The sequence below is a fragment of the Agrobacterium sp. FDAARGOS_525 genome, from assembly GCF_003938925.1.
GTDB lineage: Bacteria > Pseudomonadota > Alphaproteobacteria > Rhizobiales > Rhizobiaceae > Agrobacterium > Agrobacterium pusense.
Genome location: NZ_RKIU01000003.1, coordinates 549,568 through 573,722, shown reverse-complemented (window position 1 = coordinate 573,722; position 24,155 = coordinate 549,568). Strand labels below are relative to the sequence as shown.

Here is a 24,155-nt window from a genome sequence, read left to right as displayed (position 1 = left end):
TTGAACAAGCGCGTTAAGAGCATATCGCCGATACTGAGCAGCGTCCTTCTGACGCTGTTCGGTTTGATGATCATCACCTTCATGATAGGGCGCGTCATGCCCGTCGATCCCGTCATCGCGGCGGTCGGCGACAATGCGCCCGAAGACGTCATCGTGCGGGTCCGGGCCGAAATGGGTCTCGACCAGCCGCTGGTCGTGCAGTTTTTCCATTATGTCACGCAGGTTCTGCATGGCGATTTCGGCAATTCGATCCTGACCCGCAATCCGGTCTGGATCGATATCAAGCGCGTTTTCCCCGCCACCTTCGAACTTGCCACCGCAGCGCTCATTCTTGCCGCGCTGATCGGCATTCCGCTTGGTGTCTGGGCCGCCGTCAAGCAGGGCAAGCTGACGGATCAGGTCATCCGCGTCGTCTGCCTTGCCGGCCACTCGGTTCCGGTCTTCATGCTGGCGCTGATTTCGCTGCTCGTCTTTTACGCCACGCTTGGCGTCGCACCGGGGCCGGGGCGTCAGGACATCATCTATGACGGCATGATCACGCAGGTTACCGGCCTGATGACGGTCGACACGCTGCTTGCGGGCGACTGGGACGCCTTTTACGACGCCATCGCCCATATGGTGCAGCCCGTCTGCATTCTCGCCTATTTCAGCATGGCCTATATCACCCGCATGACGCGCGCCTTCATGATCGATGCGTTGAAGGGCGAATATGTCATCACCGCCCGCGCCAAGGGGCTTTCTGCCATGACCGTGATCTGGGGACACGCCTTCCCGACGGTCGCCGTGCAGCTCGTCACGGTTCTCGCGCTCACCTATGCCGGCCTTCTCGAAGGCGCCGTGGTGACGGAAACCGTCTTCAGCTGGCCGGGCCTTGGTCAATATCTCACCGTCTCGCTCATGAACGCGGACATGAACCCCGTCGTCGGAGCCACCCTGTTGATCGGCTTCATCTATGTCGCCCTCAACCTGCTCGCAGACGTGCTTTACAGAGTTATGGATCCTCGCGTTCGATGATGTTAGCTAATTTCAGAAACTGGGCGCTGGATGAAACGCCGCATTCGCGAACACAGGCTGCCTGGGGCAACCGGTATCGCATCTGGCTCAACCTCAAGTCCAATCCGCTGGCGGTGGTCGGTCTAACGATCATCGTCCTCTTCATCGCGCTGTCGCTGCTGGCGCCGCTGCTCGCTCCCTACGATCCGGCGACGCAGAACCTCGGCAACCGCCTGGCGTTCCCGAGCGCCGAGCACTGGTTCGGCACGGATGAGCTTGGTCGCGACATTCTCTCGCGTATTCTCTACGGTGGTCGCGTCACGCTTGGCATGGTCATTGCCGTCGTCGTTCTCGTCGCCCCCATCGGCCTCGCCATCGGCTGCATCGCCGGATATTTCGGCGGCATCGTCGATACGGTGCTGATGCGCGTGACGGACGTGTTTCTAGCGTTTCCGCGGCTCATCCTTGCGCTGGCCTTTGTCGCGGCGCTGAAACCGGGCGTCGAAAGCGCCATTCTCGCCATCGCGCTCACCGCCTGGCCGCCTTATGCGCGTCTGGCGCGCGCTGAAACCATGACGGTTCGCGGCAGCGACTTCGTCGCGGCCTATCGGCTGACGGGTGCTTCCGCCTGGCGCATCATCGCCCGGCATATCGCGCCGCTCTGCGTGCCGAGCCTTATCGTGCGCATCACGCTCGACATGAGCTCCATCATCATCACCGCCGCCAGCCTCGGCTTCCTCGGCATGGGCGCGCAGCCGCCTTCGCCGGAATGGGGCGCGATGATTGCGACAGCCAAGCGCTTCATCTTCGAACAATGGTGGGTCGCCACCATTCCCGGTATCGCCATCTTCCTCGTTTCGCTCGCCTTCAACTTCCTCGGCGATGGCCTGCGCGACGTTCTCGACCCGAAGGGACATTGAGCCATGCTGGTCGAAATCGAAAATCTGAAGATCGCCTTCCAGACCCGCACCAGCCGTTTCGAGGCGGTGCGTGGTGTCTCCATGAAACTCGGCACTGAAAAACTCGGCATCGTCGGCGAATCCGGTTCCGGCAAGAGCCTGACGGCGCGGGCGCTGATGAAGCTTCTGCCCTCCAATGCCGATATCCGTGCCGACAAGCTCGCCTTCGATGGCATCGACGTGCTGTCCGCCAGCGAAAGGCAGATGCGCCAGATCCGCGGCAAGCGGGCCGGCTTCATCCTGCAGGACCCGAAATATTCGCTGAACCCGGTGAAGACTATTGGTGCGCAGGTGGCCGAAGCATGGCGCACCCACAAGGGCGGCAGCAAGCGAGCCGCCATGGAAGCGGCAATCGCGCTGCTCGATCAGGTGAAAATCCGCAATCCGCGTCAGGTTGCTTCGTCCTATGCGCATGAGGTTTCAGGCGGTATGGGCCAGCGCGTGATGATCGCCATGATGCTCGCCCCCGATCCGGAGCTGCTGATTGCCGACGAACCGACCAGCGCGCTCGACGCCACGGTGCAGGCGGAAATCCTGCGGCTGATCGAGGAGCTGGTGTCGGAGCGGGGCATGGGTCTTATCCTCATCAGCCATGACCTGCCGCTCGTTTCGCATTTCTGCGATCGTGTTGCGGTGATGTATTCCGGCCGGGTGATGGAGGAGCTGAAGGCTTCCGAGCTTCTGAAAGCCCAGCATCCTTATACGCAGGGACTTTTGAACTGCATTCCCTCGCTGACGCATCCGCGCGAGCGTCTTCCCGTTCTCAACCGTGATGCAGCGTGGTCCAGCCAATGATCGACGTCGATAATCTCCGTATCAAGTTCGGCGACCGCGAAGTGGTGAAGGGCGTCACCTTTTCGGTGGAAAAGGGCGGCAGCTTCGGCATCGTCGGTGAAAGCGGCTCGGGCAAGTCCACCATCCTGCGCGCCATGGCCGGCCTCAATGAAAGCTGGGAAGGGCGTATCGCCTTTGCCGGCAAGGATGCCCCTCTGCGTCGTACGCCGGAATTCTTCCGGCAGGTGCAGATGGTGTTTCAGGACCCCTACGGGTCGCTGCATCCGCGCCAGACCATCGACCGTATCCTCAGCGAACTGCCGCTGGTGCACGGCATGGACAATATCGAAAAGCGCATCCAGCAGGCGCTCTCGGACGTCGCCCTGCCGCAGGCGGTGCGTTTCCGGTTCCCGCACCAGCTTTCCGGCGGCCAGCGCCAGCGCGTGGCGATTGCCCGCGCCTTGATCGCCGATCCGCAGGTGCTGCTGCTTGATGAGCCTACTTCGGCGCTCGATGTGTCGGTGCAGGCGGAAATCCTCAACCTGTTGCAGGACCTGCGCGCGGCGCGCAACCTTACCTATATTCTCGTCAGCCACAATCTGGCTGTCATTGCGCATCTTTGCCCGCAGGTGGGCGTGATGTTGAATGGGGAGATGGTGGAGCAGCTGAGCGCGGGTGATCTGCGCGAGGGACGGACGAAACATCCGCATACGGAAGAGCTGCGTAGCCTGAGCATCCGGCTGGAAGAGCCGGCCTGAGTCCATGCGACCATGGATCGAGCGGGTGCCGCTCGCTTCTTCTCCCCGCCGGGGAGAAGTCCGCGGCAGCGGGATGAGGGGGGCCAGCTCTCCGCATATCGCTGGCGTCGCCCCCTCATCCAGCCCTTCGGGCCACCTTCTCCCCGGCGGGGAGAAGAAACAAGCGGCGGTGCCGAGGCTTTTCTGTAAAGACGACGAGATAAGAGACCGAACCATGCCACAGCAACTCGACTGGAACGCCGCGTCAGCCCTTTCAGAGACCTTCGTCTCGCAGTGGACAGGCAACGAGCCGGGCGGGGCGGTCATCGGTTTTGATCTCGATGGTATCCGTTTTACCCATGCCGGCGGTGTCGAGAGCCTCTCGACCTTTGCGCCCTTCACGCCGCAGAGCGTGGTGCGGTATGCCTCAGTCACCAAGCATGTCTTTTGCGCCATGGTGCTGGCCCATGCGGATCTGATCGGGCTCGACGATCCGCTCGGCAAACATCTGCCGGAGCTGCAATCGCCGCTGTGCGATGTCACGGTCGGGCAGGCGCTGGATATGAGCGGCGGCCTGCCGGACACGCGCGAGTGTCTCTCCTTGCTTGGGCTTTCCGTCTATACCGAAACGAAGGCCGGTCCGCTTCTCGAATACCTGTCCCGGCTGACCCGGCTGAATTTCGATGCCGGCAGCGAAGTTTCCTATTCCAATACCGGTTACCGTCTGGTGGAAGCGGCGCTGGAGCGCAATGGTTTCCGTTTTGACGATTTCGTGCAGACGCAGATTGCCGGCCCCTTTGGCGTTTTCCTGAAGGCGCCCGACGTCTGGAACGATCCGGTGGATGGGCTTGTGCCGGGTTACTGGAAGTCCGAAGACAAGTGGCAGCTTTCGGCCGCGGGCCTGCATATTTCCGCTTCAGGCAGTCTTGCCGGCAGCGCCGAGGCGCTGACCCGTTGGTTGCAGGGTTTGATGCGGGGCGAGGGTGGCTTTGCAGGTGTTCTGGAGAGGCTTTCCACTGAACGTCCCTTGGCGGATGGGCGTATGAGCGAATATGGGCTCGGCCTGCGCTGGTCGCATCTCGGGAATAGGCGTTTCGTCGGCCATGGCGGTTCACACCCCGGCTACAAGACATATTTCCTGCTCGACCCCGAAAACGGAACGGGCTTCGTCGTGGTCTCGAACCGCGAGGATACCAATGGCTTCAAGATTGCGCTTGAAAGCATGGCGGCTTTGACCGGCCTGCCTTTGCCCAAGCCGGCCGCCAACCTGCCGGAAGGCCTCTATGTCACCGAAAGCGGTCCGTGGTGGCTGGAGATCAAGGGCAGCACATCCACCTTCATCGATGGCGATGACACGCTCTATGAAGATGCCGAGGGCTGGGTATCGTCGCGTTCGGCATCGTCGCCCATGCGTCTGAGGCTTGAGGGCGATGCAATCGTCGGCGAGGCCGGCCACGCGACGCGCCGTTTCCTACCGGTCGGGGAGCATACGGTGCCGGATTATCTGTCGGGGTCGTGGCGTTCGGATGAGGGCGCTGAGTTTTCGATCAACGGCTCCTCACTGACGATGGGCATCGGCCCCGTCCGCCGCAGCATGCCGTTGAAGGCGCTCGGCAATGGCCGTTTCCTCTTCACGCTGATTGATGGGCCATGGACGAAGCGTGTCTGCCTCAATCGTCTGGGGGACGACCGGATCGAGCTGGTTTGCAGCCGGGCGCGGATGATTGAATATTCACGGAGCCGCTAACGACTGAGACCAACCCCGTCGCGCGCCACATGCTCGGACCTGTCCAGAGGATGTGCAAGCCGAGGGATGACGAGAATGGGGCTCGGGCTATTTCCTCAACAGCCTGAAACCTTCTAACGGGTTTCAATCAGCTCCTATTCCTCCTAATAAAGAGCCGTGTTCCCGGCAGGCCGGGATGGCATCTTTGTGGGAGAACAGACCCTTGGAAGTCAAATGGCTCGAGGATTTCCTGGCATTGGCCGGAACGCTGAATTTTTCGAAGGCGGCGGATGAGCGGCATGTGACGCAATCGGCTTTCAGCCGGCGCATCAAGCAGCTGGAAGCCTGGGTGGGCGCGACGCTGGTCGACCGGGCGTCCTATCCTTCCCGGCTGACCGAGGCGGGGGCGAAATTCGTGCCTGTCGCCCAGGAAACGCTGAAACAGCTTTACCACGCACGGCGCACGCTTCTTCAGGAGGAGGGGGCGGATGCCAGGACGGTGCGGCTGACGGCGCTGCATACTTTATCCTTCACTTTCTTTCCCGACTGGTTGAAACGGGTGAACGAAAAGGCGGGCCCGCTGTTTTCCGTGCTGCGGCCCGATTCCGGCAGCATGGAGGAAAACCTCAATTCGCTGGTGGACGGGCAGAGCGATTTCCTGCTGACTTATGCCCATCACGAAGTGCCGATGCTGCTCGATTCGCAGCTTTTCGAGTTTCGCGTGCTGGGTGCGGAAAAGATCATTCCCGTTTCAGCGCCCGCAAAAGACGGTTCACCGCTGCACGCGCTTCAGCAAGGTGCGAAAAAACCCTTCGCTTATCTGGATTATGAAAAGGCCTCTTTCTTCGGGCCTTTGCTGCGCGATCTCCTGAGCGCGCGGTTGCCGCAATTCGAGCGGGTGCATGAGGGCAGCATGTCGGTGGGGCTGAAAGCCATGGCGATGGCCGGCTGGGGTGTGGCCTGGGTACCGGAAAGCCTGATGCGGCACGAGCTTGATAGCGGCGCTCTGGTGCGGGCCGCAGACCCGACCTACGATATCGCGGTCGATATCAGGCTCTATCGCTCCAAGGAGAACCGCCGGCCCGTTGTCGAGCGCATCTGGGCGGTTCTCGAAGACTAGAGCATTTCCGGCCGCGGTTCTCCGACCGGAATGCGATAAACAAAACGCGTTCGATCAGATCGCCGTGCGGCGTGCGTTTTCGAGGTAGAGCGCGCGCAGGCGGCTTACCATCGGTCCGGGCTTTCCGTTGCCTACCGGCTTGCCGTCGATCTTCGTGACCGAAACCACGAAGTTGGAGGCGCTGGTCAGGCAGGCTTCATCGGCATTCAGCGCCTCCTCCAGCGTGAAGGGGCGTTCCTCCAGCGTGAAGCCTGCTTCCTTTGCCAGTTGCAGGGCGGCGAGGCGGGTGCAGCCGGGCAGGGTCTTGTTGCTGTTGCCGCGGGTGATGATCTTCTTATCGGCGGTGACGATATAGGCGGTGGAGGACGCGCCTTCAGTGACGAAACCGTTCTCAATCATCCACGCCTCGTCACAGCCTTCGGCCTTCGCGATGCGCTTTGCCATGACCTGCGGAAGCAGGCAGACGCTCTTGATGTCGCGACGTTCCCAGCGCTGGTCGGGAACCGACTTGACGGCGATCCCGACCTCTTCGACCGGAGTGCCGATCAGCTTCTTCGCCTGGGTGAACATGACCAGCGTCGGCTTCAGATCGGCAGAGAACAGGAAGTTGCGATCTTCCGCACCACGTGTCAGCTGCAGATAGATCATGCCTTCGACGAGATTGTTGTCGGCGATCAGGCGGCGTTCGGCCTCGACGATCTCCGCGGTCGTGACCGGCAGGGCGACATCGATCTCGCGGGCGCTGCGTTCCAGCCGCGCCATATGCAGGTCGCTGTCGATCAATTTGCCCTCCAGAACGGAGGTGACCTCGTAGATGCCGTCGCCAAACAGGAATCCTCGGTCGAAGATGGAAAGGCGGGCGTCCGCTTCGGGCAGGAACTCGCCGTTGACGTAAACGATGCGACCGGATGGGCTAGTCATGAAAACTCCGTCTGGAAAAGTCAGGCTGAAAGAAGGGTTTTGAGGGTGTCGATGGAAATGGCTTCGACCGTGGAGGCCTTGCCGGTGCCGGCATTGAAGCCGGTTGTCGTTTCTGCTGCGCAGAGCGAATTGAGGATCGCTTCCTCCGTCGCCTCTATCGTGGCTTCGAAGAGCGGCGAGATCGCGTCGTTGGAAAGCTCGGGGTAGTCCGTAACGGCCTTGCGGCGCGCAGGCGTGCGGCGCAGGCGCTGATCGGTGGAAAATGCCAGCGCATAATCACCGGAGCCATTGCTGAGTGCCGCACCCGTGCGGGCAAGTCCGCCGAAGCTTCTGGCCGCCAAGCGCTTCAGATTGCGGGAAGAGAGCGGCGCGTCGGTGGCGACAATGATGACGATGGAGCCATCCTTGTCCTGGTGATCAGGGTTGACATAGGGTTTGCCGCAGACCAGCAGATGGCCGCCATAGTTGGATTGTACGAGAACGCCGATGGTGTAAGCATCACCGGCAATGGTGACGATGCGGGAGGCGGTGCCGATGCCGCCCTTCATGCCGAAGGCGACCGTGCCGGTTCCTGCGCCCACCCCGCCCTCTGCGATGGGGCCGATGGTCGCATTTTTCAACGCGGACGAGATTTCCTCAACGGTGGGGCGGCCGGCGCGGATGTCGTTCAGGCGGGAATCGTTGGTCTCGCCGACGACGGCATTGATCGAGACGACTTTTTCATTCCCCGGCTGCGCCAGCGTATGGCGGTTGATCGCCTCGATGGCACGACCGGTTGCCAGCGTATTGGTGAGAAGGATCGGTGTCTCCAGTTCGCCGAGTTCCTCGATCTGGGTTGAGCCTGCAAATTTGCCGAAGCCGTTATAAACGGCGAAGGCGGCGGGCACCTTGTCCTGAAACAGGTTGCCGTCATGCGGCAGGATCGCGGTTGCGCCGGTGCGTATTTTGTCTCCTTCGATGACGGTCGAATGGCCAACGGCCACCCCTTCGACATCGGTGATGGCGTTGAGCCGGCCGGTTTCGAAATGGCCGGGCCGGAAACCGATATCGCGCAGTCTCGGGCGGGTCGTCTGATGCATCGGGCGATCACTTTTGCGGAATGCGGGCTGAGGTCGAGGCGAGCGCATCTTGCGAAAAGCTTTGCTCTGACTTGACGTTAGCCTAGTTCGCCGGGAAACGGCATCGCAAAAATGGAATAGTTTTATGCGGGCAATGGATGCCCTCAGGAGGCGCGCAGCGCGGGTTCGCCATCACGCTCCAGCCAGTGCCGTATCGCGTCTTCCGTCTCTTCGCGCGTCGGTGCGCCGGCTCGGCCGCCGAAGACTGTGCATTTGAGCGCGGCAGCAACGGAGGAGAGGCGGATGGCGGCGCGGCTTTCCATGCGCTCAGCCATTGCGAGCGCAAACGTGCCGTGGAAAATATCGCCCGCCGCCAGTGTGTCGACTGCTTCGATGGACATCGTCTCCTGAAAATGCACAGTGGGATCATCGGGCTCGGTCCACCAGCAACCGGCTGGTCCGGCGGTAACAGCGATGAAGGTCTCAGGGTAGCGAGCATGCAGCACCGGCAGCATGTCTTTCACCGTTTCAAGCCCCGTCAGCCGGACAGCAGCGGGTTCGGAAAAGACGATATGGCTCGCGGCTGGTGCAAGCTTCTCAAGGATTTCGACGGGTGCAACGTCTCCATCGAGAATGGCGGGTTTGCCAAGCGTGCGCGCCACCGTGAGCACATCAAACGCCAGTTCCGGCCAGCGCACATCCACCAGAACGGCGTCGAAAGGCGCGATGTCTTGCGGCGTGCACGACCGCTTCTTCTCGTGCAGCCGGTGATCGTAGAACGGCACGATCAGCCGCTCTCCCCTGTTATCGATGATAATCGTTGACAGGGCCGAGCGTGCGCCGGTCGCGACCGTCATACCGCTCGTGTTGATGCCGCTTTCGCTAAGATCGCGAAGGATACGGCTTCCGGTCTCGTCGTCGCCCACCGCTCCCCATAGGCTGGCGCGGCCGCCCATGCGATGCACGGCATAGGCAGCGCTGGACGCCATGCCTTCGGCGATCTGCAGCATTTCATAGGGCAGGACCTTGCCTTCACCCTTTGGCATGTCGTGAACGCGAAACAGGGTGTCGAGCACGGCTGCCCCCACGCAGAGGACATGCTTGCCGCCCTGATTGTCTGCCATGCTGCTCACTCCTGCCGTGTTCAAATACGCTTGCCGCTGTCTTTGTCGAACAGATGCACCGTTGCCGGATCGATGGCAATGTGGATCGTATCGCCGAAGCGGACATTGAGGCGTTCGCGGAACAGGCAGGCGATGTCGTCGCTCTTGCAATCGAGTTTGGCATAGATTTCCGATCCGGTGCCTTCGACCAGTTCGACCCGGCCTTCAATGCCGGTCTCGGCCGCGCGGATATGTTCCGGGCGCACGCCGTAGACCAGGTCTCGGCCGCCGAGCTTGCCGATATCGGCATGGGCGGGCAGCGGCAGGCTGAGACCCTTGGCAGTGCGGAAGACGCCTTCTTCGACCCGGCCGCGAATGAAGTTCATGGCGGGTGAGCCGATGAAGCCGGCAACGAAGAGGTTGGCGGGATTGTCGTATAGCTCCAGCGGTGCGCCGATCTGTTCGATCACGCCGTCATGCAGCACCACGATCTTGTCGGCCATGGTCATGGCTTCCACCTGGTCGTGTGTGACGTAGATGGTCGTCGTGCCGATGCGCTGGTGCATGGCCTTGATCTCGCCGCGCATCTGCACGCGCAGCTTCGCGTCGAGATTGGAGAGCGGTTCATCGAACAGGAAGACCTGCGGATCGCGCACCAGCGCGCGGCCCATGGCGACACGCTGACGCTGGCCGCCGGAGAGCTGGCGCGGATAACGGTCGAGCAGTTTTTCCAGCCCGAGAATGGCGGCCGCCCTATCGACCTTGGTTTTGGTTTCCTCGGCGCTCACCTTCTTCAGCTTCAGCGCGAAGCCCATATTATCCTTCACCGTCATGTGCGGATAAAGCGCGTAGTTCTGGAAGACCATGGCGATATCGCGGTCGCGGGCGGGCAGGTGGCTGACCTCGCGCGGGCCGATATGGATTTCGCCATCGCTCAGCTCTTCCAGCCCTGCAATCATGCGCAGCAGGGTGGATTTGCCGCAGCCGGAAGGACCGACGAGGACGACGAATTCGCCATCCTTGATGTCGATATCGATGCCGTGGATGACGTTGACGGAGCCGAAGCGCTTCTGGACGTTTTGGATATTGACCGGTGCCATGTGCAGGTTCCCGTATTTATTTGTTTGATGGTTCAGCCGCCCTTGACGGCGCCGGCGGTCAGGCCCGCCACGATCTGTTTCTGTGCGAACATGGTGAGCAGCAGCACTGGCAGCGTCACAATCAACGCGGCTGCAGCCAGCGGACCCCAGCTCACCTGTTCGAAGGACAGCATGTTGTAGACCGCGACCGGCAGGGTGCGGGTTTCACGGCTGGCCAGCACGATGCCGAAGACGAAGTTGTTCCACGAGAAGATGACCGCCAGAATGAAGGAGACGACGATGCCGGGCTTGGCGATCGGTAGCGCCACGAGGCGAAACACCTGCCAGGAGGATGCGCCATCAATGCTTGCGGCCTCTTCCAGCTCCTTCGGTGTCGTCTCGAAATAACCGATCATGATCCAGACGACGATCGGCACCGTCACGACAAGATGGATGATGATCTGCGGCCAGAGCGTGCCGAGCAGGTTCAGCCATTGGAACAGCAGGAACAGCGGAATGAGGAAAGAAAGGCCGGGTGTCATGCGGGCGATCATGATGACGACCGCCGACTTTTCCGCCTTCAGCCGCGCGATGCCGTAACCGGCGGGTACGCCGATAACGAGCGCCAGAATGGTGGCCGCCCCTGTCACGAGAACCGAATTCCAGAAATAGAGGAAGAAATTGTTCTCTTCGAACACCTTCACATAGTTCGACCAGGCGAAACGTTCGGGTATCAGGATTGGTGGATAGGCGCCGTTGTCGATTTCATATTTCAGCGACAGCGAGATCATCCAGATGAAGAACAGGATAACAGGCGAAATCATCACCAGCGCCACGAAGAACAGGCCGAGCCGGTCGAGATTTCTGCGTTTCAGGATTTTTGCGGACATCAGCGATCCTCCATCTCGTTCCATTGCGAGCGCTGGCGCACCATCAGAAGCACGAAGGAAAGCGCCACGATGATGATGAAGAAGACGACGGCCATGGCCGAGCCGTAACCGATGTCGTAATAAGCAAACGCCGTATTGTAGAGATAGATGTTGATGGTTTCGGAGGCCGTGCCGGGTCCGCCCTGGGTCATCGCATAGATGATGTCGAAGCTCTTGACGGCATCGATGGAGCGGATGATGACGGCGATCATCAGGAACGGCGCGATCATCGGCATGGTCAGGTAGCGAAATTTCTGCCAGGCATTGGCGCCGTCGATTTCCGCACTTTCATAGGGTTCGCGCGGCACGGCCGCCAACCCACCGAGCACGATCAGCATGACGAGCGGCGTCCATTGCCAGGTTTCCACCAGCACCAGCGACGGAATGACGGTCGACTGATTGTAGATCCATTCCAGCGGGCCGATGTGTATGAAGGACAGGAGATAGTTCAGGACGCCGAGCTGCGGGTGGAACATCATGGTCCAGACCAGCGCGATGGCGACCGGGGTCGCCATCATCGGCATCACGAAAACGCCGCGCAGAAAACCGCGCAGCGGAAACTGCGCATCGAAAACCAGCGCCGCCAATGTTCCGAGGAAGAGCGGAGCGACAACCGACAGCACGGTATAAACGAGCGTATGCCAAAGCGATTCCCAGAACCTGGCGTCGCTTGCGAGCCTTACGTAGTTCTCGAAACCGATAAAGCTCTGCTCCTGTCCGAGCGTCCAGCGATGCGCGCTCATCCAGAGCGTGAAGACCCATGGAAAAACGATGACAGCCGAAATGACGACAAGTGCCGGTATGACGAAAGGCCAGTAGTTGGGAGCAAGCCTTGCCGGCCTGCTCCCTTCTTTGCGACTGGCGCCTGTCTTGGTGTTTTCGATGCTCACGGAGGCCATTATCCCTCGCTACGCGCCAGAACGGGTGTGAACTGTTCCGTTGCCTTCTTGAGTTCCGCCGCCGGGTCGGCGCCGCCGATCATGTTGGTGAGGCCGACGCCGTAGATGTCGCGGAACTCCGTCACCGGAATGATAACGGGAAGGGCAAGCTGCGAGACCTTGCCGGAACCGACAACGGCATCCAGCCAGGCGGCCGGCATCTTGACGCCCTCGCGGACCTTCTGGTCTTCGAGGATGGACTGGCGGAACGGGACACCTGCACCTGCCTGCAAAAGGCGAGCGCCCATTTCATGCGAAATCGCCCACTGGCAGAAGAGGTAAGCGGCTTCCTTCTTGCTGCTGGCTTCGACAACACCGAGGCCATCCCCGAAAGTGCCGGCCGCCTGGGTTGCGGGGCCCTTCGGCATGACGCCATAACCGACCTTGCCAACGACGCGGGATTTTTCCGGGTTCTCGATCGGCGGGGCAAAACCGACGCCATCGAACCACATGCCGATCTTGCCCTGCAGGAAGGCCGATTGCGCTTCCGCCCAGTTGAAGCCGGAAACGCCGGGAGGAGCGGCTTTGGTCATCAGGCGCTGATAGAGCTTGGCCGCTTCAACCGCCTCCTTGGACTCGGTGTTGACCTTGCCGTCGACAATCGGCTTTGCGCCGTAGCCGAGCATCAGCGAGGTCCAGACCGGCGTATTGGCGTTCTTGAGGCCACGCGCCACGAAACCATAGGTATTGGTTGCGGGATCGGTGATCTTTTCCGCGGCCGTTACCAGCTCCTCGAAAGTTTCGGGGTATTTCAGGCCCTTGGCTTCGAAGAGCTCCTTGTTCCAGTAGACGATCCAGTAATCCACCGAGAAGGGCAGCGAGCGCAGCACGCCGTCGCTGTCCTTGGCAAACAGCATGCCGGCCTCGGCAAAGTCCTTTTCGGCCAACGACGGATCGGTGAGTGACGGGTCTTTCAGGAAGCCGCTGATATCAGCCAGCCACTTGCCCTTTTCGAACTGGCGCTTCTGCACATGGTAGCTCAGATGCACCACGTCGAAGCTCGGCTTGCCGGAGGAAAGTTCGATCACCACCTTCTGGCGCTGCTGCTGTTCCGGTGTCGCTTCGGCATTGACCTTGATGCCGGTCAGCTCTTCGAACTCGCCGAGATATTTGATCAGCGTTTCGCTGCGCGGGCTTTTGACGAGATTGACTTCGAGCGTCGTGCCGGCGTGTTTTTTCCAGTTCACCGCCGCCGATGCCGGGCGAATGCCGAGCACCGCGCTGCCGCCAAGCGCCGCCGTGCCTGCCAGAAAGGCGCGGCGCGTGGGGTTGAGCAATGAATGCGTCATGTCTGTTCTCCTCCAGTTAGCCGGAAATTCTCCTCACCCCGGCTTGTTGCTTATTCCCTGCAAGGCCGGCGCAGACCCTCTTTGTCCCGCCGGATTTGCCCTAAACCGCCAGCGCCCTGTCCCTTGCGTTGCGGATATGGGCGGTCAGCCGTTCCACGGCGTCTTCCACGGATCGCCTCTTGATGGCTTCGAGAATGGCGAGATGTTCCTTCATGACCGACTTCACATGGCCGGCGATGCGAAAGCGCTCCTGATTGATGAGGCGCATCTTGATGGAATTGACCCGGTAGGCATTCGAGATGATCGAATTGCCGAGCGCATCAATGAAGGCATCGTGCATGCCCCAGTCCACCTGCTGCGCGTGCTGTTCCAGTTCCGGCGATTCCCCGCCATTTTCGGCCGCTTCGGCGATATCGCGGTGCTGTTTCAACAGTTTCGCAATCGCTGCGTCTGAGGCAGAACGGGTAAACAGCGCCACGGCTTCCTTTTCGAGGAAGATACGGAACTGGAATGCTTCGCGGATGAGATTGATGTCGATATGGGCGACCTGTAATCCCCGCTGCGGCACGGTCTTGATCAGCCCTTCCGCCTCCAGCCGCGGAATTGCCTCCCGGATTGCGCCGAGCGGCAGACCCGTCAGTTCCACAAGGCGGCGCTGCGAGATGAATTGCCCCGGGCGAACATCACGCGAGAGAAGGTGATGCGTAAAGCTCTCATACGCCCGTTCCCGCAATGTCTGTTCGCCGGTATCGTCCATGCTCAACCTTTCAGCTCCGTTCAGGCGGCCTGTTTGCGAAACAGCGCGTCGAAAGCGCCTTCGATCTGCCGCCGGCCTTCCGGTGAAATGGCCACGAGCGGTGCGCGCACATCCGACCAGATATTTTCCCCTGTCGTGTGTGATACCAGCACCTTGACGGCTGGTGTAACCGGGAATTTCAGAAGTTCCACAACAAGATCCTCGACGCGCTTGTCATCCTTGCCGTCGACGGCCATGGCGCGCACTTCCTGTGTGAGGAAATTGGCTACGCCCGATATCGCACCCTGACCGCCGAGGCGAACACCCTTGGCCAAGTCGCGCTCATCGCCGATCAGGATTGCGAGATCGCCGTGCTCTTTCAGCAGGCGCTCGGTGTGGCTCCAGTTGCCGGAGGAATCCTTCACGCCCGTGACGACGCCGGGAAATGCCTTTTTCAACCTTCCGACCAGTTCCACGGACAAGGTGACCATGGTTACGGAAGGAATATTGTAGACGAGAATGTCGCGCGCATCCTTGCCGATTTTTTCGAACACCGCCGAGAACCAGGCAAACAGGCCGTCATCGCTGACATTCTTGAAATAGGAGGGGGGCGCGAGCAGAATATTGCGGGCACCGGCTTTCAGCGCTTCCGCCGACTGGTCGGCCGCGTCCTCGATGGAAACCACCAGAACGCCAGTGACCAGACGGGCAGGCGCAACACCCGCCTCGATGAAGCGGGAGAGAATGACCTGCCGCTCGCGGCTGCCGACCGAGCATCCTTCGCCTGTCGTGCCGAAAAGCGTCACGCTGTCGCAACCATTGGACAGGCAGCGGCGGGCATGGGCGATCATGGCATCGATATCGACCGTTCCGTCCGTTTTGAAAGGGGTTGTCAGGGCTGCCGAAAGGCCGAATTTCTGGGTCAATTAAGATGCTCCTCCAAGGTGACTACGAATTGATGGCATGCTGACATGTTAGTTGTAAAGAGCTAATCGCAATATGATTGTCCGGAAGTGCGATTTGAGGTTTCTCTTCGTTTCTGGCCGCGCCGTCAGGTGTTGAGGCGAAGGGTCAAGAAAGCTTAGAGTAGGCTGCCCTGCCAAGGAGATGGCGGCCCGATGCTCTTTCCAAGGCGTGTCGATAGTGCGAAAATAAATTTGACTGTTGGAGTAAAGATTTTTATCAGGCAGTCTGAATATAGGGATAAAGGGACCATCATCATGACCATCGCCGAGCCGGCAGCGCCTGTAGCAGAGATCGAGCAGAGCCGCGTCAAGCGCCTGAAAGCTGCAACGCGCGGTGCGCATGGCGATCTGGATGCCTTCATCATGGCGGCGAAGCCGTTCATGAGCCGGGAGAACTTCGGCAAATTCGTGGAAACGCAATATCTCTTCCACCGCGATCTCGATGCCTTTTTCTCCAATCACACGCTTGATGGTCTGCTCCCCGACCTCAAGGGCCGTCGTCGTCTTCCCATGATCGAGCAGGACCTTGCCGATCTCGGTCTTGCCATTCCGGAAACGTCCGAACCGCGCTTTACCGCCGAAACGCCCTTCGATCTGCCGGAGGCCATGGGCTGGCTTTACGTGGTCGAGGGCTCCAATCTTGGCGCTGCCTTCCTGCTGAAGGATGCAGCCAAGCTCGGTCTGGATGAAGAATTCGGCGCGCGCCATCTGGCCGGCGCACCGGAAGGACGTGGCCTGCACTGGCGCACCTTTACTGCGGCCCTCGATGAAATTTCGCTGACGGTGGAAGAAGAAGAGCGTGTTGTTGCCGGCGCTGAAGAGGCGTTTCGGGCGGTCCATGCTTATGCGCAGCAGCGGATGGGCTGAGGGTTTCGCATAACTGCGCGGTTGTTGTCCTCATCGCGCAGAAATGCCCCCTCGCGCGTGCGCATTTGATTGAGTCTTAACTCCCTACCGCCGTCACCCCGGACTTGATCCGGGGTCCGGTGCGATCAAGTCCTTGATCGCGAAAGATTCTATTCACGGCGCAGACGCGCCGTGGCTGGATGCCGGATCGGGTCCGGCATGACCGAGGAGAGCCTTCGGATTTCTTAAACCAGTCTGCGACTGTGGTAAGGGCCACTCGCCTTTGATGTGCCGCTCTCGATATTTGCTGAATAAACAGGCAAATATTTTTACCAAATGATAAAAAATTTGCCTTTCGGTCAAGGCTTAATCTGTCCCGAAATTTTATCCATTTGATAAAATTATTTTATTTGGTCTGGCACAGAACCTGCTACTCTTTTGGCAAGTCAGGAGACACCTGACGCAAAAAAGGGAACAGCAAAATGGAAGTTGGTGTTTTTATCCCGATCGGGAACAATGGGTGGCTTCTTTCCGAAAACGCGCCGCAATACAAGCCGAGCTTCGACCTGAACAAGGCGATCACGCTCAAGGCGGAGCAATATGGTTTTGACTTTGCGCTGTCGATGATCAAGTTGCGCGGCTTTGGCGGCAAGACCGAATTCTGGGATTACAATCTGGAATCCTTCACGCTGATGGCGGGGCTGGCCGCCGTCACGTCAAAGATCAAGCTGTTCGGCACCGCCGCCACGCTGGTCATGCCGCCGGCGATCGTTGCGCGTATGGCGACGACGATCGATTCCATTTCCGGTGGCCGTTTCGGCATCAACCTCATTACCGGCTGGCAGCGGCCGGAATATAGCCAGATGGGTCTTTGGCCGGGTGACGATTATTTCGGCGACCGCTACGAATATCTCGGCGAATATACGACTGTGCTGAAAGAGCTGCTGACGGAAGGTCAGTCGGACTACAAGGGCAAGTTCTTCCAGATGGACGATTGCCGCATGAAGCCGGTGCCGCAGGGTGATGTGAAGCTCATCTGCGCCGGTTCTTCCAATTCCGGCATGGCGTTTTCGGCCAAGTTCGCCGATTACAGCTTCTGCTTTGGCGTTGGTGTCAACACACCCAAGGCCTTTGCGCCCACCAATGAGCGGCTTCTGGCGGCAACGGAAAAGAGCGGCCGCGAGGTGAAATCCGTGGTGCTGACCATGGTGCTAGCCGAGGAAAAATCCGAGGATGCCTGGGCGAAGTGGGAGCATTACAAGGCAGGTGCCGACGAGGACGCGATCAAGTGGCTCGGCCTGCAGAGCGCGGTTGACACCAAATCCGGCTCCGACACCAATGTCCGGCATATGTCCAACCCCGTCTCTGCGGTCAATATCAACATGGGAACCCTGATCGGCTCCTATGAGGAAGTGGCGGCCATGCTGGATGAAATGAGCGAGGTGCCGGGAACGGGGGGCGTGATGCTGACCTTCGATGATTTCCTCGGAGGGGTCGAAAAATTCGGCAAATACGTGCAGCCGCTGATGAAGAGCCGCGCGCATGTTCAAGCGGCACTGGAGGCAGCGGAATGAGCGAAGCCGTCGTGGCAGGTTACAAGGGCCCGGAGAGCCGTTCGGAAAGCGTGACGCTTCCCGCAAGGCCGGAGCCGATTACCCTGAAACCCAGCGAGACCGCCGTTGTCGTTGTCGACATGCAGAATGCCTATTCGACCGAGGGCGGTTACGTCGATCTGGCCGGGTTCGATATCTCAGGCGCAAAGGGCACCATCGCCAACATCAAGAAGACGCTGGATGCGGCGCGGGCCGCCGGTGTCCAGGTCATCTATTTCCAGAATGGCTGGGACAAGGACTATGTCGAGGCGGGCGGGCCGGGTTCGCCCAACTGGCACAAGTCCAATGCGCTGAAGACCATGCGCAAAAGGCCGGAACTGCAGGGCCAGCTGCTGGCCAAGGGCACATGGGACTACGCCATTGTCGACGAGCTGCAACCGCAGCCCGGCGATATTCTGGTGCCGAAAACGCGTTACAGCGGTTTTTTCAACACCAATATGGATAGCGTGCTGCGCGCGCGTGGCATCCGCAATCTGGTCTTTGTCGGCATCGCCACCAATGTCTGCGTGGAAAGCTCGCTGCGCGATGCCTTCCATCTCGAATATTTCGGGGTGATGCTGGAGGATGCGACCCATCATCTCGGTCCGGACTTTATCCAGCAGGCGACGGTCTACAATGTCGAGAAGTTTTTCGGCTGGGTCGCCACCGTCAATGATTTCTGCGGCGTCATCTCGCAGGCAGCACCTGTCACCGATTGATTGAGAAACACAAAGAGGAGAACGAAATGCCGAAAAAGATCATAGTGCCCGTTGGCACCAGCAAACCCATCGCTCCCTTTTCGCCGGGAACCCTCGCCGATGGCGTGGTTTACGTGTCCGGCACGCTGCCCTTCGACAAGGACAACAATGTCGTGCATGTGGGCGATGCCAGCGCGCAGACCCGCCATGTTCTCGAAACCATCAAGTCGGTCATCGAGACCGCCGGCGGCACGATGGAAGACGTGACGATGAACCACATCTTCATCACCGACTGGGCGAATTATCAGGCCGTCAACACAGTCTATGCGGAATATTTCCCCGGCGACAAGCCGGCGCGTTATTGCATCCAGTGCGGCCTCGTCAAGCCCGATGCGCTGGTGGAAATCGCCACCGTCGCCCATATCGGCAAATAGGGCGAAAAGGCAGATGATGCATTTCGAGGTTCATGGTCGCACCGAGCCTGAGGCCCCCACTATCCTGTTGTCCTCGGGACTGGGCGGATCGGGTGCTTACTGGACGCCGCAGATCGAGGCTCTTTCCGGCCATTTCCGGGTCGTCACCTATGACCATCGCGGAACAGGCAGGACAGGCGGCGAAGTGCCGCTCGATGGCGGCATTTCCGCCATGGCGGATGATGTGCTGGAAATTGTCTCAGCCCTGAACCTCGAAAAATTCCACTTCATGGGACATGCCCTCGGTGGCCTGATCGGCCTCGATATCGCGCTGCGGCGACCCGGCCTTATCGACCGGCTGGTGCTTATCAACGCGTGGAGCAAGGCCGATCCGCATTCCGGGCGCTGCTTTGATGTGCGGATTGAGCTTCTGGAAAAGTCGGGCGTCGAGGCTTTTGTCAAAGCGCAGCCGCTGTTCCTTTATCCGGCGGCGTGGATGTCTGACAATCAGGAGCGGCTGGCACGGGACGATGCCCATGGCGTGGCGCATTTTCAGGGCAAGGACAATGTGCTCCGCCGCATTGCGGCGCTGCGGGCCTTCGATGTGGACGCACGGCTTGGCGAGATAGGGAATCCGGTGCTGGTGGTGGCAACGAAGGACGATCTTCTGGTGCCCTATACCCGCTCGTTGCGTCTTGCCGACGGTTTGCCGCAAAGCGAGCTTTGCCTTCTCGATTTCGGGGCTCACGCGGTCAATATCACCGAACCCGACCTTTTCAACGCCCGGCTTTTGCAGTTTCTGCTGCCGGTTGACCAAACATTCTGACAGGATTTTAGAGCACGATGACGAAAGCACTGGATGATGCAGCACTCGCAACGCTTTTCACCGAAGCACGCACCCACAATGGCTGGACGGACAAGCCGATCAGTGACGAGACGCTGCACGCGCTTTACGACCTGACGAAGATGGGACCGACTTCGGCCAATTGCTCGCCGGCACGTTTCGTCTTCGTGCGCAGCCCGGAAGCCAAGGAAAAGCTTCGGCCGGCACTCTCCTCGGGCAATCTCGAAAAGACCATGGCCGCGCCGGTCACGGTCATCGCTGCCATCGACAGCGAATTTTACGAGAAGTTGCCGGAACTGTTTCCGCACGCCGATGCGCGTTCGTGGTTTACCTCCAGCCCTGCCGTGGCCGAAGAAACTGCCTTTCGCAACGCCACGCTTCAGGCCGGATATCTGATCCTTGCCGCCCGCGCGCTGGGGTTGGATACCGGCGCCATGTCCGGTTTCGACAAGGGCAAGGTGGATGCGGCGTTTTTTGCCGGCACGACGTGGAAATCCAATTTCCTGATCAATCTCGGTCATGGCGATCCGTCAAAGCTCTTTGGCCGCCTGCCGCGCCTTGGCTTTGACGACGCCTGTGTGCTGGCTTGAGGGCCTGTTAAGGAAGGATGAGTTAGATGCAGATGATGTCTCTTGAAAAGGAAGCGGCAATGGAGACGAAGACTGCAGAGCAACGCAGCCTCGATTATAGAAACGCCATGGCGCGGCTCGGTGCGGCGGTCAATATCGTCACGACGGATGGCGCCGCAGGCCGGGCAGGCTTCGCCGCGACGGCGGTTTGCAGCGTTTCCGACAATCCGCCCACACTTCTCATCTGCCTCAACCGCAATTCTTCCGCTTACAGGGTGGTGAAGGCCAATGGTGTGGTCTGCGTCAACACGCTCGCCGCCCATCATGAGGTGCTGAGCACGCTTTTCGGTGGCAAGACGCCTGCTGAGGAACGTTTCGCTGCGGGCAACTGGGGCGTGCTCGAAACCGGTGCGCCGGTTCTCGAAGATGCGCTCGTCTCATTCGATTGCCGTATCCGCGAGGCCCATGACGGCGGCACGCACGATATTCTCATCTGCGAGGTCGTGGATATGAAGATCAATGCGGGTGATGAGGCGCTGATGTATTTCAACCGGCGTTACCGGGTGCTTTGAAGGCGGTCTATCGACAACATCCCGCGGGACGATTCTGTTTGGCGCGGCCATAGCATCCGCACACCGTCACCCCGGACTTGATCCGGAGTCCAGCGCGATCAAGTCCTTGATCGCGTAAGACTCTTTTCACGGCGCAGACGCGCCATGGCTGGATGCCGGATCAAGTCCGGCATGACGGACGAAACCTATCGTCGTTTCTCAGAAAGTCGAAGGGCGTTCCCGGTCTCCCGGAAACGCCCTTTTCATTTACTTGATCAGCGGCAGAAGGTCGTTGATCGACTTTTTCGCATCGCCATAGAACATCCGCGTATTGTCCTTGTAGAACAGCGGGTTCTCGATGCCGGAATAACCCGTTCCCTGGCCACGCTTGGAGACGATGACGAGTTTCGACTTCCACACTTCCAGCACCGGCATGCCCGCGATGGGCGAGTTGGGGTCGTCCTGCGCTGCCGGGTTGACGATGTCGTTGGAGCCGATGACGATGACGACGTCGGTGCTCGGGAAGTCGTCGTTGATCTCGTCCATTTCGAGCACGATGTCGTAAGGCACCTTCGCTTCGGCGAGCAGCACGTTCATGTGGCCCGGAAGACGGCCAGCCACCGGATGGATGGCGAAGCGCACGGTCTTGCCGTCGGCGCGCAGCTTGCGGGTCAGTTCCGATACGGCCGATTGCGCCTGCGCCACCGCCATGCCGTAACCGGGCACGATGATGACGCTGTCGGCGTCGTTCAGCGCTGCGGCCACGCCTTCGGCGTCGATCGCCACCTGTTCGCCCTCGATTTCCATCGCCGGGCCCGTCGTGCCGCCGAAGCCGCCGAGGATGACCGAGATGAAGGAGCGGTTCATCGCCTTGCACATGATGTAGGAGAGAATCGCACCCGAGGAGCCGACCAGCGCGCCCGTGACGATCAGCAGATCGTTGCCGAGCGTGAAGCCGATGGCTGCTGCCGCCCAGCCGGAATAGCTGTTCAACATCGAGACGACGACAGGCATGTCGGCGCCGCCAATGCCCATGATCAGGTGGTAACCGATAAAGAAGGCGGCAAGCGTCATCAGGACGAGCGTCCATGCGCCTGCGCCGTTGCAATACATGATGAGCAGCACCAGCGACAGGATCGCGGCACCAGCGTTCAGCAGATGCCCGCCCGGCAGCTTCTTCGCCTTGCCATCCACCTTGCCGGCAAGCTTGCCGAAGGCAACGACAGAGCCGGTGAAGGTCACCGCGCCGATGAAGACGCCGAGGAAGACCTCGACCTTCATGATCGCCAGTTCAACAGGCGTCTTGTGGGCGAGGATGGCGGAAAAGCCCGTCAGCAAGGAGCGCGCGGTTTCATCGAGCGAGGCGACATGCGCTTCCTCGATATGGGCGTTGAAGCCGATGAAAACGGCGGCAAGGCCAACGAAGGAGTGAAGCGCCGCCACAAGCTGCGGCATCTCGGTCATCTGTACACGGCTTGCGACGAAGTAGCCGAGCACGGAGCCGCCGGCCAGCATCAGGAGCACGACGAGCCACTGCCCGACGCCCTTGCTGATTTCAGGGCCGAAGACGGTGGCGATGATGGCGAGGCCCATGCCTGTTATGCCGTACCAGACGGCACGTTTGGCGCTTTCCTGTCCGGAAAGACCGCCTAGCGAAAGGATGAAAAGAACGGCTGCGGCAACATAGGCCGCGGAAACAATACCAATGGTCATTTATTTAAATCCCCGCACGCTCAGGACTTCTGGAACATGGCGAGCATGCGCCGTGTCACGAGGAAACCGCCGACAATGTTGATCGTCGCGATCAGGACGGAAAGCGAGGCAAGGATCACCACCAGCCAGTTGCCGGAACCGATCTGCAGCAATGCGCCGATGATGACGATGCCGGAAATCGCGTTGGTCACGGCCATCAGCGGCGTGTGCAGCGAGTGACTGACATTCCATATCACCTGGAAGCCGACGAAGCAGGCAAGCACGAAGACGATGAAGTGGCTCATGAAGCTTGCCGGCGCGTAGAGGCCAACGAGCAGCAAGACGGCCGTGCCGGCGACCAGAAGCCCGACCTGGTTCTTGGTCTGTGCCTTGAACTCGGCCTTTTCCCTGGCGTGTTTCTCCTCCGGCGTCAGCTCTTTTGCTTTTTCCTTCGGTTTCTGCGCGGCAATGGCCTGAATTTTTGGTGGCGGCGGAGGATATGTGATTTCACCCCGATAGGTGACCGTCGCGCCGCGGATGACGTCATCTTCCATGTTATGAACGACCTTGCCATCCTTGGCAGGCGTCAGATCGGTCATCATGTGACGGATATTGGTAGCGTAGAGGGTCGAGGCCTGCGTCGCCATGCGGCTTGGGAAATCGGTGTAGCCGATGACGATGACGCCGTTGTCGGACACGACGCGCTGGTCGGGAACCGTCAGATCGCAATTACCGCCGCGCTCGGCGGCGAGGTCGATGATGACCGAACCCGGCTTCATCATCGCCACCATGTCGGCAAGCCACAGCTTCGGCGCGTCGCGGCCCGGTATCAGCGCCGTGGTGATGACGATGTCGATCTGCGGTGCAAGTTCGCGGAATTTCTCCAGCTGCTTCTCGCGGAATTCCGGCGAGGAGGGGGCGGCATAACCGCCGGTCGCTGCGCCATCCTGCTGCTGGTCGGCAAAATCGAGATAGACGAATTCCGCGCCCATGGATTCGATCTGCTCGGCCACTTCAGGGCGAACGTCGAAGGCATAGGTGATCGCGCCAAGTGATGTGGCCGTGCCGATGGCGGCAAGACCGGCAACGCCGGCACCGATGACCAGCACCTTGGCGGGGGGCACCTTGCCGGCGGCGGTGACCTGCCCGGTGAAGAACCGGCCGAAATTATTGCCCGCCTCGATCACCGCGCGATAACCGGCGATATTGGCCATGGAGGAGAGCGCGTCCATTTTCTGGGCGCGCGAAATGCGCGGCACCATGTCCATGGCGATGACGTTAGCGCCCTTTTCCTTCGCCTGCTCCAGAAGGTCCTTGTTCTGGGCGGGATAGAAAAACGAGATCAGCGTCTTGTCAGAAGACAGGCGATCAATCTCCGAGGTTTCAGGCGGACGAACCTTGGCGATGATGTCGGAGCCGGTGTAAAGCGCCTCAGCGCTGTCAACCACGGTCACGCCTGCGGCGCGATAGGCGTCGTCAGAAAAACCGGCCGCCTTGCCGGCGCCGGCTTCGATGACGCAATCATATCCCAGTTTCTGCAAAGCCTGCGCGCTATCCGGCGTCATGCCAACGCGGGCTTCGCCCTCATATAATTCCTTAGGTGTCCCGATTCTCAAAACTGCT

At 60.1% G+C, this 24,155-nt stretch carries 24 protein-coding genes; 13 read left to right on the top strand and 11 right to left on the bottom strand.

Translation table 11 applies throughout. The features are described 5' to 3' along the window. The 6 genes from EGT36_RS04100 to EGT36_RS04075 all read left to right on the top strand — a co-directional run bounded on the left by EGT36_RS04100 (position 1) and on the right by EGT36_RS04075 (position 6,309). Positions 1-1,014 (top strand): ABC transporter permease, encoded by a 1,014-nt coding sequence (locus EGT36_RS04100; RefSeq protein WP_172965653.1) that lies wholly within the window; start codon positions 1-3, stop codon positions 1,012-1,014. Beyond that, on the top strand, positions 1,011-1,913 hold the full coding sequence (gene nikC / locus EGT36_RS04095; protein ID WP_004443520.1) for a nickel transporter permease: 903 nt from the start codon (positions 1,011-1,013) through the stop codon (positions 1,911-1,913). The genes EGT36_RS04100 and nikC overlap by 4 nt, the downstream gene beginning before the upstream one ends. Positions 1,914-1,916: 3 nt before the next feature. Continuing rightward, positions 1,917-2,747 carry an ABC transporter ATP-binding protein gene (locus EGT36_RS04090; RefSeq protein ID WP_004443518.1) on the top strand — a complete coding sequence of 277 codons (831 nt, stop codon included), beginning with the start codon at positions 1,917-1,919 and terminating at the stop codon, positions 2,745-2,747. After that, positions 2,744-3,484: an ABC transporter ATP-binding protein gene (locus EGT36_RS04085; protein WP_037091909.1), complete on the top strand. Its 741-nt coding sequence runs from the start codon at positions 2,744-2,746 to the stop codon at positions 3,482-3,484. The genes EGT36_RS04090 and EGT36_RS04085 overlap by 4 nt, the downstream gene beginning before the upstream one ends. A gap of 214 nt (positions 3,485-3,698) precedes the next feature. After that, positions 3,699-5,210 (top strand): serine hydrolase domain-containing protein, encoded by a 1,512-nt coding sequence (locus tag EGT36_RS04080; RefSeq protein WP_037091907.1) that lies wholly within the window; start codon positions 3,699-3,701, stop codon positions 5,208-5,210. A 202-nt stretch (positions 5,211-5,412) separates the two neighbouring features. Further along, positions 5,413-6,309: a LysR substrate-binding domain-containing protein gene (locus EGT36_RS04075; protein WP_037091905.1), complete on the top strand. Its 897-nt coding sequence runs from the start codon at positions 5,413-5,415 to the stop codon at positions 6,307-6,309. 54 nt (positions 6,310-6,363) lie between these two features. Here EGT36_RS04075 and EGT36_RS04070 read toward each other — a convergent pair whose 3' ends face one another. The 9 genes from EGT36_RS04070 to EGT36_RS04030 all read right to left on the bottom strand — a co-directional run bounded on the left by EGT36_RS04070 (position 6,364) and on the right by EGT36_RS04030 (position 15,288). Continuing rightward, entirely contained in the window at positions 6,364-7,230 is an 867-nt protein-coding gene (locus EGT36_RS04070; RefSeq protein WP_037091903.1) for a D-amino-acid transaminase, read from the bottom strand. 20 nt (positions 7,231-7,250) lie between these two features. Continuing rightward, positions 7,251-8,309 carry a DmpA family aminopeptidase gene (locus EGT36_RS04065; protein WP_037091902.1) on the bottom strand — a complete coding sequence of 353 codons (1,059 nt, stop codon included), beginning with the start codon at positions 8,307-8,309 and terminating at the stop codon, positions 7,251-7,253. Positions 8,310-8,452: 143 nt separating this feature from the next. Then, positions 8,453-9,412, bottom strand: coding sequence for a sugar kinase (locus tag EGT36_RS04060; RefSeq protein WP_037091899.1), 960 nt, complete (start codon positions 9,410-9,412; stop codon positions 8,453-8,455). Between the two features lie 20 nt (positions 9,413-9,432). Continuing rightward, a complete protein-coding gene (locus tag EGT36_RS04055; RefSeq protein WP_037091897.1) occupies positions 9,433-10,491 on the bottom strand; it encodes an ABC transporter ATP-binding protein in 1,059 nt (352 codons plus the stop codon). 32 nt (positions 10,492-10,523) lie between these two features. Beyond that, entirely contained in the window at positions 10,524-11,345 is an 822-nt protein-coding gene (locus tag EGT36_RS04050) for a carbohydrate ABC transporter permease (RefSeq protein WP_169538611.1), read from the bottom strand. 14 nt (positions 11,346-11,359) lie between these two features. Next, on the bottom strand, positions 11,360-12,298 hold the full coding sequence (locus tag EGT36_RS04045) for a carbohydrate ABC transporter permease (RefSeq protein ID WP_037091894.1): 939 nt from the start codon (positions 12,296-12,298) through the stop codon (positions 11,360-11,362). Then, positions 12,298-13,626 (bottom strand): ABC transporter substrate-binding protein, encoded by a 1,329-nt coding sequence (locus EGT36_RS04040; protein WP_037091891.1) that lies wholly within the window; start codon positions 13,624-13,626, stop codon positions 12,298-12,300. Before EGT36_RS04040 ends, EGT36_RS04045 begins: the two co-directional genes overlap by 1 nt. A 100-nt stretch (positions 13,627-13,726) precedes the next feature. Further along, positions 13,727-14,383, bottom strand: coding sequence for a GntR family transcriptional regulator (locus EGT36_RS04035; RefSeq protein ID WP_037091889.1), 657 nt, complete (start codon positions 14,381-14,383; stop codon positions 13,727-13,729). Positions 14,384-14,403: 20 nt separating this feature from the next. After that, on the bottom strand, positions 14,404-15,288 hold the full coding sequence (locus tag EGT36_RS04030) for a dihydrodipicolinate synthase family protein (RefSeq protein WP_125270069.1): 885 nt from the start codon (positions 15,286-15,288) through the stop codon (positions 14,404-14,406). 294 nt (positions 15,289-15,582) lie between these two features. Here EGT36_RS04030 and EGT36_RS04025 point away from each other — a divergent pair, with 294 nt between their 5' ends. From EGT36_RS04025 to rutF, 7 genes are all read left to right on the top strand, one after another. Next, positions 15,583-16,194, top strand: a complete 612-nt coding sequence (locus tag EGT36_RS04025; RefSeq protein ID WP_037091883.1) for a biliverdin-producing heme oxygenase — start codon at positions 15,583-15,585, stop codon at positions 16,192-16,194. Positions 16,195-16,655: 461 nt separating this feature from the next. Continuing rightward, positions 16,656-17,747, top strand: coding sequence for a pyrimidine utilization protein A (gene rutA / locus EGT36_RS04020; RefSeq protein ID WP_037091880.1), 1,092 nt, complete (start codon positions 16,656-16,658; stop codon positions 17,745-17,747). Then, a complete protein-coding gene (gene rutB / locus EGT36_RS04015) occupies positions 17,744-18,484 on the top strand; it encodes a pyrimidine utilization protein B (protein WP_004443492.1) in 741 nt (246 codons plus the stop codon). The genes rutA and rutB overlap by 4 nt, the downstream gene beginning before the upstream one ends. Positions 18,485-18,510: 26 nt before the next feature. Then, positions 18,511-18,897 (top strand): pyrimidine utilization protein C, encoded by a 387-nt coding sequence (gene rutC / locus EGT36_RS04010; protein WP_004443491.1) that lies wholly within the window; start codon positions 18,511-18,513, stop codon positions 18,895-18,897. 13 nt (positions 18,898-18,910) lie between these two features. Beyond that, on the top strand, positions 18,911-19,702 hold the full coding sequence (gene rutD / locus EGT36_RS04005; protein ID WP_037091877.1) for a pyrimidine utilization protein D: 792 nt from the start codon (positions 18,911-18,913) through the stop codon (positions 19,700-19,702). Between the two features lie 17 nt (positions 19,703-19,719). After that, positions 19,720-20,310 (top strand): malonic semialdehyde reductase, encoded by a 591-nt coding sequence (locus tag EGT36_RS04000; RefSeq protein ID WP_022556850.1) that lies wholly within the window; start codon positions 19,720-19,722, stop codon positions 20,308-20,310. Between the two features lie 26 nt (positions 20,311-20,336). Then, positions 20,337-20,861 carry an NADH-dependent FMN reductase RutF gene (rutF, locus tag EGT36_RS03995; RefSeq protein ID WP_004443483.1) on the top strand — a complete coding sequence of 175 codons (525 nt, stop codon included), beginning with the start codon at positions 20,337-20,339 and terminating at the stop codon, positions 20,859-20,861. A 246-nt stretch (positions 20,862-21,107) separates the two neighbouring features. Here the strand turns inward: rutF and EGT36_RS03990 are convergent, their stop codons facing one another. Together EGT36_RS03990 and EGT36_RS03985 are read right to left on the bottom strand one after the other, a co-directional pair. Next, positions 21,108-22,553 carry an NAD(P)(+) transhydrogenase (Re/Si-specific) subunit beta gene (locus tag EGT36_RS03990; protein WP_022556849.1) on the bottom strand — a complete coding sequence of 482 codons (1,446 nt, stop codon included), beginning with the start codon at positions 22,551-22,553 and terminating at the stop codon, positions 21,108-21,110. Between the two features lie 20 nt (positions 22,554-22,573). Beyond that, positions 22,574-24,148 (bottom strand): Re/Si-specific NAD(P)(+) transhydrogenase subunit alpha, encoded by a 1,575-nt coding sequence (locus tag EGT36_RS03985; protein ID WP_006697607.1) that lies wholly within the window; start codon positions 24,146-24,148, stop codon positions 22,574-22,576. Positions 24,149-24,155: the final 7 nt, after the last annotated feature.